Raw genomic sequence first — 13,805 nt, forward strand, 5'->3', positions numbered from 1 at the left:
CGCTTCAGGAGCACAGAGCGCGCCCTCCATCGCCGACCACTCGGGCTCCCACACCGAGGCGTAGGAGCGCAGATTCTGCGCGATATGGAGGGCGTAGGCCCCGGGGAATGGCCACCACGCTAGGCAAACACCAGCGGCCGCGCCGAGCGCCCCTTGAGGAAGCGGCGGTGGGCCTGCTTGAAGCGCTCGTCGTCGCAGCGGTGCAGCCATTCGTAGGCCACCATGTCGGCGCTGACCGGCACGGCTCCCGCCTGCACCATGCGCTCCCGGGCCAGGCGCGCCTCGCCGGCGCGGCGGCTGGCGCAGGCCTCGACCAGCCAGTAGACCTCATAGCCCGCTGCCAGCAGCCCGAGCCCCGTCTGCATCACGCAGATATGCGCCTCGGTGCCGCACAGCACCACCTGGCGCCGGCCGCTCTCGGCCAGGGCGGCCGAAAACTCGGGGTTGGCGCAGGCGTCGAAGGTCAGCTTCTGCCACAGCCGGTGGCCGGGCAGCGCCTCCAGCAGGCGCGGCTCGCTGCCGCCGAGCCCTTCCGGGTACTGCTCGGTGAGCCAGACCGGCACCTCGAGGAACTCGGCCAGGCCGCCCAGCCAGGCCGCCTCGGTCACCGCCTGGTCGCCGTGTTCGATCAGCGGCAGCAGCCCCGCCTGCAGGTCGACGATCAGCAGCAGACTCTCTTCTCGCGTCAGGCGCATGGCGTTACTCCTTTCGTTATCGTTGTCGGTTTTCGGCTATCAACGTCGGTTTGTAGTGGTGGCCACCAGCATAGCCGGTAGAATGAACCGACTCGACTCCTCACCACTCAATCACAATGAATCACTCACCATTGGAGACCCTCTGATGCGACACCTCCTGGTCATGCTGGTCGTCGGCCTCTTTACCCTCGGCCCGGCCCTCGAATTCGCCGAAGCCCGCCGCATGGGCGGCGGCGGTAACGTCGGCAGCTTCTCCCGCTCCGCCGACCGGCCCTCCTCTTCACCCAGCCAGCAGCAGGCCACCCCCAGCCAGGGCCAGCAGCAGGGCGCTGCCGCCGGCGCCCGCCGCGGCGGCATGGGCGGTATGATGGGCGGCCTGCTCGCCGGCGGCCTGCTCGCCGCGCTCTTCTTCGGCGGCGCCTTCGACGAGCTGCGCATGATGGATATCCTGCTGATCGCCGGCTTGGCCTTTGCGGTGATCTGGTTCCTGCGCCGCCGCGCCGCCATGGCCGGTGCTGGCGCAGGCGCCGGTGGCGCGGCGCCCCAGGCGCGCACCGAGCCGTCTCCCCGGCATGAGACCGCCGCCACCGCCCAGGCCTTCCAGGCCGACGCTCCCGTCGGAGGCGGTGCCGCCTTCGCCAGCGAACCGGAGTGGTTCGACCGTGAGCGCTTCCTGGGCGGTGCCAAGGAGCACTTCATGACCCTGCAGCGGGCCTGGGACAACAACGACTTCTCCGGCATCCAGGAGTACGTGACGCCGGAGCTCTACAACCTGCTGCGCGCCGAGCGTGACAAGCACCCGGCCAACAACCGCACCGAAGTGGTGCGCCTGTTTGCCGAGCTGGGCATGGTGCAGGAGGTCGGCAAGCAGGCCGAGGCCACCGTGATCTTCCACGGCATCCTCGACGAGAACGGCGAGCACAACGAGTTCAACGAGACCTGGCACCTGGTGCGGGACCTGCGCGACGACGCCCCCTGGTACGTCCAGGGCATCGAGCAGAACGGGTGAACGCAGAGAGGCCGGGCGCTGGCGCCCGGCCTCTCTCGTCATGGGTCCTTGAGCAAACACCGAGGATCAGTCGCCTTCGGCGGCCTCCTGGATCGACTCGCCCATCTCCTCCACGCCCTCGCCGGCGTCTTCCATGGCCTCGTCGATCTCCTGGCCGGCCTCTTCGGCGGGACCAGGATCATCCTGGCAGCCCACCAGTCCCGCCGTCAGCAGCCCCACCAGCAGCGCCAGTCCGAGTTTCTTCAGCACGTCATGGGTCATCTCTTCTCCTCCTGAGAAAGGTTCCGATCAATAGCCGCCAGGGGCGACCCACTCCTTACCCTAGCCGCGACGCCGGCCGTCCGCCACTGGAAGCTGAAACCCCATGTAACGTCCGGAAACTCGAAGCAGACTCGAAAAAAAGGGCGCGCCCCCAGCGAGGCACGCCCATGACCACTCGTATGACTCAAACAGCCGTTTTATCCTGGCATAGCCAGACGGCACATTCAAACAAATGTTTTATTCCGGCTCGTTCGACAAGCCGCGGCGGCCGCATGACGCCGCCGCAGGGCGGGTGCTATGATCCATGCCCTGATACCTATAACGACTCGACACCACTCGTAGACACCAACAGCACAACGAGGAACCCGGCTTGTCACATTTACCGGTGATCGTCGGCATGGGCGGCGTGAACCCTGCCGGCAGAACCTCGGGCCACCAGGCGTTTCGACGCACCGTGCTCGACACCCTGCCCGACGACGATCAGGCCCGCACCCTGCTCGGGCTGGCGGCCATGATGCGCCTGGCCAGCGTCGGCAACGACGGCAGCTGGCACGACGCCGAGGGCAACGCCCTGGACGCCACCGAGATCGTTGCCCTGACCCGCCAGCAGGTGCTCGACCACACCCTGGTCCGGCGTATCGAGGACCCGCGCTTCAACGAGGCTGGCCTGCCCGCTAACCGTCGGGCCAACCTGGCCCTGGACGCTCCCCTGACCTTCCGCATTCGCCGCCGCCAGCTGCCGGAAGCGCTGCCGCCCACCTGGCAGGTAAGCGAACTCGATCGCCAGACCCTGGAGGTCACGGTACCGGCCGGCGAGATGGAGGTGATGCTACCGGAACGCCGCCCGGCCCAGGTGCGTGCCGCAGGCCAGCTGCCCACGGGCTTCGAGCCGAGCCAGCTCTACCGCAGCGTGCACCACCCCCGCGGGCTCTCCATGGCGATCTTCGCCGCCAGCGACTGCCTGGGCGACAGCGGCCTGGAGTGGGATAGCCTCCGCGACCGCCTCGACCCCGACGAGGTAGCCGTCTATGCCGGCAACTCCATCGGCCAGCTCGACGACGAGGGCTGGGGCGGCCTGCTCAAGAGCTTCGTCTCCGGCAACCGCGCCACCTCCAAGCAGATGCCGCTGGGCTACGGCCAGATGCCCGCCGACTTCCTCAACGCCTATGTGCTGGGCAGCGTGGGCGGCACCGGCGCAGCGCTGGGCGCCTGCGCCAGCTTCCTCTACAACCTGCGCCTGGGAGTCGACGACATCCAGGCCGGTCGCCGCCGGGTGGTCATGGTGGGCACCGCGGATGCGCCGGTCACCCCGGAAATCATCGAGGGCTTCCGCGCCATGGGGGCGCTCGCCGACGACGACAGCCTCAAGGCCCTGGACGCCCTCAGCCTGCTCACCGACGCCGACTATCAGCGCGCCTGCCGCCCCTTCGCCCGCAACTGCGGCTTCACCATCGCCGAATCCAGCCAGTTCGTGATGCTGATGGACGACAGCCTGGCCATGGAAGTGGGCGCCGAGATACTCGGCAGCGTGCCCGGCGTCTTCGTCAACGCCGACGGCTGGAAACGCTCCATCTCCGCCCCCGGCATCGGCAACTACATCACCCTGGGCAAGGCTGCTTCCCTGGTGCGGGAGATGCTGGGCGCGGAAGCGCTGCGCCAGCGCACCTTCCTGCATGCCCACGGCACCAGCACCCCCAAGAACCGCACCACCGAATCCCACGTCTTCGACCTGGTGGCGCGCGCCTACGGCATCACCGCCTGGCCGGTGGTCGCGGTGAAGGCCTTCGTCGGCCACTCCCAGGGCAGCGCCGCCGGCGACCAGATCGCCAGCGCCCTGGGCAGCTTCGCCCACGGCCTGCTGCCCGGCATCAGCACCCTGGACGCCGTGGCCGACGACGTCCACGGCGAGCGCCTGCGGCTCTCCCGGGAGGCGCAGCCCTTCGACGCGGATGCCGCCTTTATCAACGCCAAGGGCTTCGGCGGCAACAACGCCACCGGGGTCGTGCTCTCCCCCGCCGTTACCGAACGGCTGCTGACGGCTCGCCACGGTGAAACGGCGGTGGCCGCCTGGCAGGCCCGCCGGGAGGCGACCCGCGAGGCCGCCGCCGGCTATCACCGTCAGGCAGATCGCGGCCAGTTCGATGCGCGCTACCGCTTCGGCGAAGGCGTGCTGGAAGGCCCCGAGCTCACCATGAGCGATACCGAGCTGCAGATCCCCGGCTACGCACGCCCCGTCTCGCTGGCGGTGAACAACCCCTACGGACGACTCTCGGACGCAGACTGATGAACATCGCGGTATACCCCGGCACCTTCGACCCCATCACCAACGGTCACTTCGACCTCATCGAGCGAGCCGCCCGGCTCTTCGACAAGGTGGTGGTCGCTATCGCCTCGAGCCCCGGCAAGGGGCCCGCCTTCGAGCTCGGAGCGCGGATCGCCCTGGCCAGGGAAGTGGTCGCCGGCCTGGACAATGTGGAGGTCGTCGGCTTCTCGGGGCTGATGACCGAGTTCATGAAGCAGCAGGAGGCACGTATCCTGCTGCGCGGCCTGCGGGCGGTCTCGGACTTCGAGTACGAGCTGCAGCTGGCCAACATGAACCGCGCCCAGATGCCCGAGCTCGAGACCGTCTTCCTGACGCCTGCGGTGGAGAACTCCTACATCTCCTCCACCCTGATCCGCGAGATCGCCAAGCTGGGCGGCGACGTGTCGCAGCACGTACATCCCGGGGTCGCCGCGGCGCTGAAGAGCCATTACAATACTTGACCCGCCGTCTCGGGTTTGCGCCAGGCGCCGACCCGGGGCCACGGCCAGCGACCTGTGCGAGGTATCCCCATGGCCCTGATGATCACCGATGAGTGCATCAACTGCGACGTATGCGAGCCCGAGTGCCCCAACGGCGCCATCTCCCCCGGCGAGGAGATCTATGTCATCGACCCCAACCTCTGCACCGAGTGCGTCGGCCACTATGACGAGCCCCAGTGCCAGCAGGTCTGTCCGGTGGACTGCATCCCCCTGGATCCGGAGCACGAGGAGAGCCGCGAGGAGCTGATGGCGAAGTATCACGTCATCACCGCGGCCTGAAGGCCCGGCGCACTCCTGCACCCGCGCCAATGCAGAACGCCCCGCTCATGGCGGGGCGTTCTGCGTTTTCGAGCGGCGCCTACATCTCGTCGGCGCGGCGGCTGACCGTACACCCCAGGCAGCGGCGGAAGGTCGCCTCGGCCGGCGTCTTGATCAGCGCCTCGGCGGCGGTGTCCACCCCGCCGCCCAGGGCGGTGAAGGGCAGCGACACCAGGAATACCGCCGTGCCGGCTACGGTAGCCACCGCCAGCAGCGGCCGGGCGATCAGCGCATCGGCCACCATGGCCCCACCGCTGGGCTGGGCCTCCATGCGCTGCTGCTGGGCCATGGCCGGGGACGTGCCCAGCATCGCCACCAGCGCCAGTAATACGAAGATAAAGGTACGCTTGCCCATCGTGCTCTCCCCTGCTCCCTGCCGCCCTGGCGGCGTCTGTCATGCTGCCCGATAGCCGCTGATGGCATGAGAAGCATGGCACTCATGATGATTAGGTTCTAGAATCGTCAAGATTACATCCTTTCACAGGATCTTACATCAGGGTAGACGGCTTTGGCCGCTTGCCCAAGCCCGCAGGCAACGCCTGCCCCAGCATGCAATGGAGCGCATGATGAAGCGTCTGATCGCCACTGCCGCCCTGACCACCCTGGTCGCCGTCCCCGCTTTCGCCCAGAGCTACCCCGGCGTGCCCGATGAGGGTGTCTATGTTGGCACCGCTCTCGGCCAATCCAAGCTGAAATATGATATAGCCGGTTTTTACCGGGACCAGGGCTACCCGAATGTTAGCTCTGACGACACCGACACCGCGTTCAAACTGTTTGTCGGCTACCAGTTCAATCCGAACTTTGCCGTGGAAGCCAGCTATGTGGACTTCGGTGATTTCACTGCCAGTGACAATGATGGAAGTGGCCGGGCGAAGCTAAGCGTGGACGGCTTCACTGCGGCACTGGTCGGCAAGCTTCCCATCCAAGATGGATTCAGCGTCTACGGTAAATTGGGCCTGATCGCCTGGGATGCTGACTTGAATGAAAGTGACAATACTGGCTCTCAGAGCTTTGGTGAAGACGGTACCGACCCCTTCTACGGTATTGGAGCCGAGTATGTGGTCAACCAGGTCATGATGCGCCTCGAGTTCGAACGCTATGACATCAGCGAAGGCGGCGAGGACCTCAACATCGACCTGATCTCCGCCAGCATCGGCTACCGCTTCTGAGCCGGCGCCGCTGTTCCTGAACCGCCCCGCCTCCATGCAGGGCGGTTGCGTTATGGGCGCGGCAGGGCGAGGATGGCCCGTTTGGATCCTCAGCAGGCTTGCCGTGAACCGCTCCTCCCCCGCCCTGGCCTCAGCCCCCGACGCCTCCCGCCGTCGCATCTGGACCCTGGCCTGGCCGATCATCCTCTCCAACATCACCGTACCGCTGCTGGGGCTGGTGGATACCGCCGTGATGGGCCACCTGCCGGACTCCCGCTACCTGGCCGGCGTGACCCTGGGCGCCACCCTCTTCAGCTTCCTCTACTGGGGCTTCGGCTTCCTGCGCATGGGGACCACCGGGCTCACCTCCCAGGCGGTGGGGCGGGAGAACGACGGCGACGTGCGCAACCTGCTCGGCCAGTCGCTGCTGCTGGCAGGCGTGATCGGCACCCTGCTGATCCTCTTCTCGGGACCGCTGATCACTCTCGGCCTCTGGCTGCTGGACGGCAGCGCGGCGGCCACGGCGCTGGCCGCCGAGTACGCTGCCATCCGCATCCTCTCCGCCCCGGCGGTGCTGGCCAACTACGCCATCCTGGGGTGGTTCCTGGGCCAGCAGAACTCCCGGGTGACGCTCGCCATCCTGGTACTGACCAACAGCGTCAATATCGCCCTCGACCTGCTCTTCGTGGTGGGGCTCGGCATGACCAGCGACGGAGTGGCCTGGGCCACGGTGATCGCCGACTACACGGCGCTGGCCTTCGGGCTCTGGCTGGTCTCGCGCCAGCTCAAGCTGCTTGAGGGGCGCTTCCTGCGCCAACGGCTGCTGGCCCTTGCCGCCTACGGCGAGCTCTTCGCTGTCAACGCCAACCTCTTCGTGCGCACCCTGGGGCTGCTCTTCGCCATGGCCTTCTTCACCTCCCGGGGCGCCGTGCAGGGCGACACCGTACTGGCCGCCAACGCCGTGCTGCTGCAGTTCATCCTGCTGACCAGCTACGCCCTGGACGGCTTCGCCCACGCCGCCGAGGCGATCACCGGCCGCGCCGTGGGCCGCCGGCGCTGGGACGAGTTCGGCCAGGCGGTGAAGAGCGCCGCCTGGTTCTCGCTTGCCACCGCCGGGGCGGCGTCCCTGGCCTTCGCACTCGGCGGCCCCTGGCTGATCGCCCTGCTCACCGGCCTGCCGGAGGTGCGCGCCACGGCGGGCGCCTACCTGCCCTGGATGGTCGCCATGCCGCTGATCGCGGTGTGGAGCTACCTGCTGGACGGCGTCTTTATCGGCGCCACGGCGATTCGCGAGATGCGCAACAGCATCTTCATCGCCCTGGCGGCCTACCTGCCCGCCTGGTGGCTCACCCAGGCGCTGCTCCCCGAGGCGCTGACCAACCACGGCCTGTGGTTCGCCTTCACCCTCTTCGCCGCGGTACGCTCCGGCGTGCTGGCCGCCTACTACCTGCGCTATCGCCGCACCCGCTGGTGCGACCCGGCCGGACAGGCGGCCTGAACCGGTGCGTTGGCGAGCCGGCTAGCGCAAGCCCCTGAAGCTGCGCTACTTTCTGTGAGACACGCCATCCATAAGAAGATCGACAACAGAAGAAGGGAACTCCCATGCTCAAGGCCCTCTCGAGACCGGCCGTCAAGCTGGTCGAACGCTACCTGCCCGACCCCTATATCTTCGTGCTGCTGCTGACGGTGATCGCCGCCGTGGCGGCCATCGCCGTGGAGCGCCAGACGCCGCTGGCGGTGATGCGCATGTGGGGCGATGGCTTCTGGGGACTGCTGACCTTCTCCATGCAGATGCTGCTGGTGCTGGTCACCGGCTTCATGCTGGCAAGCTCCCCACCGGTGAAGAAGCTGCTGCAGCGCCTCGCCGCCCTGGCCAAGGGACCCGGTGGGGCCATCCTGCTGGTCACCTATGTGTCGCTGGCGGCCAGCTGGATCAACTGGGGCTTCGGCCTGGTGGTGGGGGCCCTGTTCGCCAAGGAGCTCGCCCGACTGGTGAAGGTGGACTACCGCCTGCTGGTGGCCAGCGCCTACTCCGGCTTCGTGGTGTGGCACGGCGGCCTGGCCGGCTCCATCCCCCTGACCATCGCCACCGACGGCCACTTCAGCGCCGACCAGATCGGCGTGGTGGGTACCGGCTCCACCATCTTCGCCTTCTTCAACCTGGCCATCGTGATCTGCCTGTTCATCGTCATCCCGCTGGTCAACCGCCTGATGCTTCCCGACGACAAGGAGAGCGTCTACGTGGACCCCAAGCTGCTGGCCGATGACGAGGAGACCCGGGTGCGCATCCACCGCCCCGCCGACCGCCTGGAGAACAGCACGACTCTGGCCTGGCTGGTGGGCATCCCCGGTCTGCTCTTCCTGCTCGACCATTTCCTGCTGCGCGGCGGCGGCCTGAACCTGAACATCGTCAACTTCCTGTTCCTGTTCCTGGCCATCGTGCTGCATCGCACCCCGCGCAGCCTGCTGACCAGCCTCAACGAGGCGATCAAGGGCGGCGCCGGCATCGTCATTCAGTTCCCCTTCTATGCCGGCATCATGGCGATCATGGTGCAGTCGGGACTGGCCGCCAGCATGTCCGAGGCGCTGGTGTCGTTCGCCACCGAGACCTCGCTGCCCTTCTGGTCCTTTATCAGCGCCGGCATCGTCAACCTCTTCGTGCCCTCCGGCGGCGGCCAGTGGGCCGTGCAGGCGCCGGTGATGCTGCCCGCCGCCGAGGCGCTGGGCGTGGACGTGTCACGGGTGGCCATGGCCGTGGCCTGGGGCGACGCCTGGACCAACCTGCTGCAGCCCTTCTGGGCCCTGCCGGTGCTCGCCATCGCCGGCCTCAAGGCCAAGGACATCATGGGCTTCTGCCTGATCCAGCTGTTCATCACCGGGGCGGTCATCGCCATCGGCCTGACCTGGTTCTGAACCACCTGCGCCCCCGGACTCGGGGGCGCTCTTTCTTTCATGCTGTTGCCTTCATGGAGCGAAGCGAGTGAACTGGTTCCTGCAGCTGATCGACATCGTCGCCTTGATCATCGAGGGCCTGGGCGTGATGATCATCGTCGCCGGCTTCGCCATGGCGACCCGGCGCTTCCTGCAGCATCGCAACTTCTACGACAGCCGCCACGCCTATCTGGAGTACCGCCACGGCATCGGGCGCTCCATCCTGCTGGGGCTCGACTTCCTGATCGCCGGCGACCTGATCAAGACGGTGATCGTGCTCAACAGCGGCGAGAGCGTGGTGACCCTGGCCGCCGTGGTGCTGATTCGCGCCTTCCTGGGCTTCACCCTGCACGTGGAGGTGGAGGGTCACTGGCCCTGGCAGCCGCCCCACCCGCCCCAGCGTCGCGACCACCACATGAAGAACGGCGAACCGGACCCGGCCCACCGCCACGGAGACTGATATGGAACATACCGACCTGCCCGGTCAGCACGAGCTCTCCATGACCGTGCTGATGACCCCCGACATGGCCAACTTCAGCGGCAAGGTGCATGGTGGCGCCATCCTCAAGAAGCTCGACGAGGTGGCCTACGCCTGCGCCAGCCGCTACTCCGGTCACTACGTGGTGACCCTCTCGGTGGATCAGGTGCTGTTCAAGCAGCCGATCCACGTGGGCGAGCTGGTCACCTTCCTGGCCAGCGTCAACCACGTGGGCCGCTCCTCCATGGAGATCGGCATCAAGGTGGTGGCGGAGGATATCCGCAAGAAGCTGATCCGCCACACCAACAGCTGCTACCTGACCATGGTGGCGGTGGACGACGCGGGGCAGCCCGCCCGGGTGCCACCGCTGAAACTTGACACCAGGCTGCAGCGGCTGCGCTTCGAGAAGGCGGCGCTGCGCAAGAAGCTGCGCAAGCAGGCCGAGGAAGAGGAGCGCCGCACTCAGGACGAGCACGGCGCCTAGGAGGATTAGCCGCAGCCGATCTCGCTGATGACGTCGTCGTCATCCAGGCGCACGTTGAGGCGGTCGGGGCGGTAGTCGAGGGTGACGGCGTCGCCGGGGCGGATCACCCGCATGGCGGCCGCACCGCTCTCGGCGCGAATGGACTCCCCCAGCGCCTCGCTGTACTCGCGTCCCACGCGGTCCTGGACCTGGGCGGCGCCGCACTCGGCGCGGCTCTCCACCCTGGGCGGAGGCGGCGCCGACTCATGGGCCGGCGGGGCGGTCATTCCGGCACAGCCGGCCAGCAGCAGGCCCGCGATGACGGGGGGAAGTACCTTGAAGGGCATGGCTTTCTCCTCTTCCGTGATGAAAAGAGCCGGAGCGAGTCGACTCGCTCCGGCCTGTGGCGGGACCTTTCAAATCAAACACTCACTGGGTGGAGCGCTGGATCGCCTCGCCGCCCGCTTCGATATCCTCGCCGGCACCGCGAATGGTGTTGCAGCCGGAGAGCAGCGAGAGGGAGAAGAGCGACAGCAGCACGATGGCCATGGTGCGTTTCATCGGATTGCCTCCTTGCCCGTGGATCTTGAGTACCCTCACCCAATCTAGCACTGCCGGCGGCGATCTGCCGCGCTACCCCAGCAGCAGCCGCAAGATGATGGCGCCGATCACCCCGATGGTCAGCCACTTGACCCAGAGCGCCCCCCGCGGGCTCACGTTGACCTTTACCCCAAGCCAGGCCCCCAGCATGCTGCCCGCCGCAAGCACTAGGCCATAGCCCCAGCGCACCTGGTCGTTGAAGACGAAGACCAGCAGTGCCGGCAGGGTGTAGAGCAGCACGATCAACACCTTGAAGGCGTTCACCTGGCCCAGGTCGATCTTCAGCATGCGGTAGAGCACCACGATAAAGAGGATCCCCACCCCGACCTGGATAAAGCCGCCGTAGAGCCCGATGACAAACATCGCCAGATAGATCGCCGGCGTCAGGCGCTCCGCGGTGAGCGGCCGGGTATCGAGCCGGGGCTGGGGCAGCAGCATCAGCACCGCCGACCCCGCCATGACGCTGATCAGGATCGCCTCGAAGAGCGCATCGCTGACCTGCAGCGACAGCCAGGCGCCAATCAGCGAGCCCACCACCGCCGGCGCCGCAAGACGCAGCGAGAGCCCCACATGGCGGGCACCGGCGCGGAAAAAGCTGGCCACCGCGGCGACGCTCTGCAGCACGATGGAGACCCGGTTGGTGCCGTTGGCCGCCTGGGGGGAGAGGCCCAGAAACATCAGCAGCGGCAGGGTCAGCATCGAGCCCCCCGCCGAGAGCACATTGATGAAGCCGGCCACCACGCCGATGGCGAGCAGGGCCAGCGCTTCGAGCAGGGTCATGGGACCTCCTTGTCACGATGCCCGGGCAGAAGCGCCAGCATAGCCGGTGCCAGGGCAGAACTCGAGCCGCGCCGCTGTGTCATGATGGAGGGCCACGACCCGGCATGAGGAAAGGACATGGCCGAGCTCAGACTCGATGAACGCCTGGAAAACGACAGCTACCCGGTCACCGAGCTGCCTCTGTGTCAGCTGCGCCTGATGGACGATACCCGCTATCCTTGGCTGCTGCTGATTCCACGGCGCCCGGGCGTCAGCGAGGTCTTCGACCTCGACGAGGCCGACCAGCAGCAGCTGTGGCGCGAGGCGAGCCGCATCGGATGCGCCTTCAAGGCGATGCTGGGTGCCGACAAGCTCAACGTGGCGAGCCTTGGCAATGTGGTGCCCCAGCTCCATGTTCACCTGGTGCTGCGTCACCAGGACGACGAAGCCTGGCCCGGGCCGGTATGGGGCCAGGGAGAGCCCCGCCGCCACGATCTCGACTCCCTGGCCGCCATGCGTGACCGGGTGCTGGCCATGGTGGAGGGGCTCGACCTCGACTAGCCGCCCAGGGGGTGGCGAGGAGGCGCTCCCTCGCTGGAAGGGCTTGCCACCGGGGCGCCGCGCGACGCGGGGTCCCCCAGCAGGGGCACCCCGGACGGCTGGCTTGCGCCGGTCACGCTGAGCGACACCCCCAGCGCCAGGATGGCAATACCGCCGGCAAGCGACGCCCAGTGCAGCAGCCGTCCGGCCCGTGCCGCCCGCTCCTGGCGGGCCAGGCGGCGCTCCGCCCAATCCCTGGCATAGACGCTGGCCAGCGCCAGCGCCGAGACGGTGAGCGCCGTGCCCAGGGACATCACCAGCACCGCGGCGACACCCACCAGGAAGTGGCCGAGCAGGGTCGCCGCTCCCAGCAGCAGCACCGCGCCGCTGCAGGGGCGGATGCCGATGGCCACCACCGTGGCCAGGGCGGTGCGCCAGTCGGCGGCCTGCGCCGGGTCCACATGGTGCTGACCGCCACAGCAGTCATGGCCGTGTTGATGGCCATGGTGATGATCGTGATGCTGGTGCCCCTCACCGTGAGCGTGACCAGGGTCCCGACCCTGAACGGCGCTGGCGTGGGCATGCCCGGCAAGCGCCGGCCGCCGCCGCAGCTGCCGAACCGCCCGCAGGCAGAGCCACAGCCCCAGCAGCGCCACCATGATGAAGCTGGCCTGCTCCACCCATACCACGCTGCCCATGGCCTGGCGGGTCAGCCAGCCCAGGCCGTGCACCAGCACCACCACCAGGGCGATGGCGACCAGCCCCTGCAGCAGCGACGCCGCGAAGGAGAGCCCCAGCGCCCGGCGCCGCGCACCGCCCTGGGTGACCAGGTAGGTAGCGAGCACTGCCTTGCCGTGGCCGGGCCCCGCGGCGTGAAAGACCCCGTAGCCGAAGCTGATACCGAGCAGCCCCCACCAGGCGGTGGAGGAGGGCGTGCCCGAGAACTCGCTGATGGCTAGGGTCAGGGCGCGGTGAAAGTCCCGCTGCCAGGCCACCAGCTGGAAGCTGAGGCTCTGCAGCGCCTCCTGGAGCACTAGCTGCCAGGCCAGCAGGGTGAGCAGCAGGGCGCCTGCCAGCCATAGCAGCCGCTTGAACGTTACCGGCATACCACCTCCCCGGTCTCTGCAAAGTGGCGGCCCAGCCCCGGCTCGGCCTCGTCGGTGACGTCGAGCATGGCGGCGCGCATCACCATCTCGGGGTCGGGGTCGGCCTGATGGATGCGGGTCTCGCAGTCGAGTTCGCCGCCCACCCGCAGCGAGTCCTCGGCCGGTACGCCGTTCTCGTCCTCGTGCACCATCTCGATGTAGTAGGTGGGGTCGAAGACCTGGTAGCTCAGCGCCTGGCCGGCCAGCGGCTGGGGTTCCGCCAGCGGCAGCAGGAAGATGAACTCCACCCGGCCGCCGCGCTCCAGCACGGTATAGTCGTTGACCGGGTCAAAGGTCAGCTTGTCATCGCCCAGGCGCAGCTCGGTGTAGTAGCCGTAGGGCACCAGGTTGTCGCGGATCTCGCTGCCGAGCTGATCCAGGGCGGCGTCCAGCCCGCCCTCTCCCCCCGCTCGGCCCAGCTCCTCCATGACCACCAGGCTGTAGAAAGGGTCCATCAGCCAGGACTGATGCAGCCCGGTCAGCTGCCCTTCGTCGTCCACCACCAGGCGCATGCGCAGATCGATCCAGCCGTGGGGGTGCGCCTGGGCCAGGCCGCTGGCGGTCAGGCAGAGCAGGGCCAAGGCGGCCGTGCGGCAATAGCGTCGCAGGTCGTCCATCATTTCAGCATCTCTCAAGGTTCTTCTCATCAGGATGTG

18 protein-coding genes are annotated in these 13,805 nt (G+C 67.7%); 10 read left to right on the forward strand and 8 right to left on the reverse strand.

Annotated elements, in window-relative coordinates; all coding sequences use genetic code 11:
* Window positions 1-119: 119 nt before the first annotated feature.
* Complete coding sequence (locus ACRYRV_RS06770) at window positions 120-695, reverse strand: isochorismatase family protein (protein ID WP_444985573.1); 576 nt, start codon at window positions 693-695, stop codon at window positions 120-122.
* A 145-nt stretch (window positions 696-840) separates the two neighbouring features.
* Here ACRYRV_RS06770 and ACRYRV_RS06775 point away from each other — a divergent pair, with 145 nt between their 5' ends.
* Entirely contained in the window at window positions 841-1,704 is an 864-nt protein-coding gene (locus tag ACRYRV_RS06775) for a Tim44 domain-containing protein (protein WP_444985572.1), read from the forward strand.
* Window positions 1,705-1,770: 66 nt separating this feature from the next.
* Here ACRYRV_RS06775 and ACRYRV_RS06780 read toward each other — a convergent pair whose 3' ends face one another.
* Window positions 1,771-1,965, reverse strand: a complete 195-nt coding sequence (locus ACRYRV_RS06780; protein ID WP_444985571.1) for a hypothetical protein — start codon at window positions 1,963-1,965, stop codon at window positions 1,771-1,773.
* A gap of 397 nt (window positions 1,966-2,362) precedes the next feature.
* Here ACRYRV_RS06780 and ACRYRV_RS06785 point away from each other — a divergent pair, with 397 nt between their 5' ends.
* From ACRYRV_RS06785 to ACRYRV_RS06795, 3 genes are all read left to right on the forward strand, one after another.
* The gene (locus ACRYRV_RS06785) at window positions 2,363-4,249 is read left to right on the forward strand and encodes a beta-ketoacyl synthase (RefSeq protein ID WP_444986198.1); all 1,887 of its coding nucleotides are present in this window, start codon (window positions 2,363-2,365) and stop codon (window positions 4,247-4,249) included.
* Window positions 4,249-4,728: a pantetheine-phosphate adenylyltransferase gene (gene coaD, locus ACRYRV_RS06790; RefSeq protein WP_309636843.1), complete on the forward strand. Its 480-nt coding sequence runs from the start codon at window positions 4,249-4,251 to the stop codon at window positions 4,726-4,728. The genes ACRYRV_RS06785 and coaD overlap by 1 nt, the downstream gene beginning before the upstream one ends.
* Window positions 4,729-4,797: 69 nt before the next feature.
* A complete protein-coding gene (locus ACRYRV_RS06795; protein ID WP_309636842.1) occupies window positions 4,798-5,046 on the forward strand; it encodes a YfhL family 4Fe-4S dicluster ferredoxin in 249 nt (82 codons plus the stop codon).
* Between the two features lie 79 nt (window positions 5,047-5,125).
* Here the strand turns inward: ACRYRV_RS06795 and ACRYRV_RS06800 are convergent, their stop codons facing one another.
* Complete coding sequence (locus ACRYRV_RS06800) at window positions 5,126-5,440, reverse strand: hypothetical protein (RefSeq protein ID WP_444985570.1); 315 nt, start codon at window positions 5,438-5,440, stop codon at window positions 5,126-5,128.
* A gap of 211 nt (window positions 5,441-5,651) precedes the next feature.
* Here ACRYRV_RS06800 and ACRYRV_RS06805 point away from each other — a divergent pair, with 211 nt between their 5' ends.
* The 5 genes from ACRYRV_RS06805 (at window position 5,652) to ACRYRV_RS06825 (ending at window position 10,126) form a co-directional block, all read left to right on the forward strand.
* A complete protein-coding gene (locus tag ACRYRV_RS06805) occupies window positions 5,652-6,254 on the forward strand; it encodes an outer membrane beta-barrel protein (RefSeq protein WP_444985569.1) in 603 nt (200 codons plus the stop codon).
* A 103-nt stretch (window positions 6,255-6,357) separates the two neighbouring features.
* A complete protein-coding gene (locus ACRYRV_RS06810; RefSeq protein WP_309636839.1) occupies window positions 6,358-7,731 on the forward strand; it encodes an MATE family efflux transporter in 1,374 nt (457 codons plus the stop codon).
* Between the two features lie 104 nt (window positions 7,732-7,835).
* Window positions 7,836-9,146, forward strand: a complete 1,311-nt coding sequence (locus ACRYRV_RS06815; protein WP_444985568.1) for a short-chain fatty acid transporter — start codon at window positions 7,836-7,838, stop codon at window positions 9,144-9,146.
* 67 nt (window positions 9,147-9,213) lie between these two features.
* The gene (locus ACRYRV_RS06820) at window positions 9,214-9,624 is read left to right on the forward strand and encodes a DUF1622 domain-containing protein (protein WP_444985567.1); all 411 of its coding nucleotides are present in this window, start codon (window positions 9,214-9,216) and stop codon (window positions 9,622-9,624) included.
* Between the two features lies 1 nt (window position 9,625).
* Complete coding sequence (locus tag ACRYRV_RS06825) at window positions 9,626-10,126, forward strand: acyl-CoA thioesterase (RefSeq protein WP_253448240.1); 501 nt, start codon at window positions 9,626-9,628, stop codon at window positions 10,124-10,126.
* Window positions 10,127-10,131: 5 nt separating this feature from the next.
* Here ACRYRV_RS06825 and ACRYRV_RS06830 read toward each other — a convergent pair whose 3' ends face one another.
* The 3 genes from ACRYRV_RS06830 to ACRYRV_RS06840 form a co-directional block, all read right to left on the reverse strand.
* Window positions 10,132-10,452: an I78 family peptidase inhibitor gene (locus ACRYRV_RS06830; RefSeq protein WP_444985566.1), complete on the reverse strand. Its 321-nt coding sequence runs from the start codon at window positions 10,450-10,452 to the stop codon at window positions 10,132-10,134.
* A gap of 82 nt (window positions 10,453-10,534) precedes the next feature.
* Entirely contained in the window at window positions 10,535-10,666 is a 132-nt protein-coding gene (locus ACRYRV_RS06835; RefSeq protein ID WP_309636834.1) for an entericidin A/B family lipoprotein, read from the reverse strand.
* Window positions 10,667-10,738: 72 nt separating this feature from the next.
* Window positions 10,739-11,485: a sulfite exporter TauE/SafE family protein gene (locus tag ACRYRV_RS06840; RefSeq protein WP_444985565.1), complete on the reverse strand. Its 747-nt coding sequence runs from the start codon at window positions 11,483-11,485 to the stop codon at window positions 10,739-10,741.
* A gap of 117 nt (window positions 11,486-11,602) precedes the next feature.
* Here ACRYRV_RS06840 and ACRYRV_RS06845 point away from each other — a divergent pair, with 117 nt between their 5' ends.
* A complete protein-coding gene (locus ACRYRV_RS06845) occupies window positions 11,603-12,025 on the forward strand; it encodes an HIT domain-containing protein (protein ID WP_444985564.1) in 423 nt (140 codons plus the stop codon).
* Here the strand turns inward: ACRYRV_RS06845 and ACRYRV_RS06850 are convergent.
* The gene (locus tag ACRYRV_RS06850; protein ID WP_444985563.1) at window positions 12,022-13,110 is read right to left on the reverse strand and encodes a nickel/cobalt transporter; all 1,089 of its coding nucleotides are present in this window, start codon (window positions 13,108-13,110) and stop codon (window positions 12,022-12,024) included. The genes ACRYRV_RS06845 and ACRYRV_RS06850 overlap by 4 nt on opposite strands.
* Complete coding sequence (locus ACRYRV_RS06855) at window positions 13,101-13,784, reverse strand: DUF1007 family protein (protein WP_253448175.1); 684 nt, start codon at window positions 13,782-13,784, stop codon at window positions 13,101-13,103. The genes ACRYRV_RS06850 and ACRYRV_RS06855 overlap by 10 nt, the downstream gene beginning before the upstream one ends.
* Window positions 13,785-13,805: the final 21 nt, after the last annotated feature.

The organism is Halomonas mongoliensis, assembly GCF_052496345.1.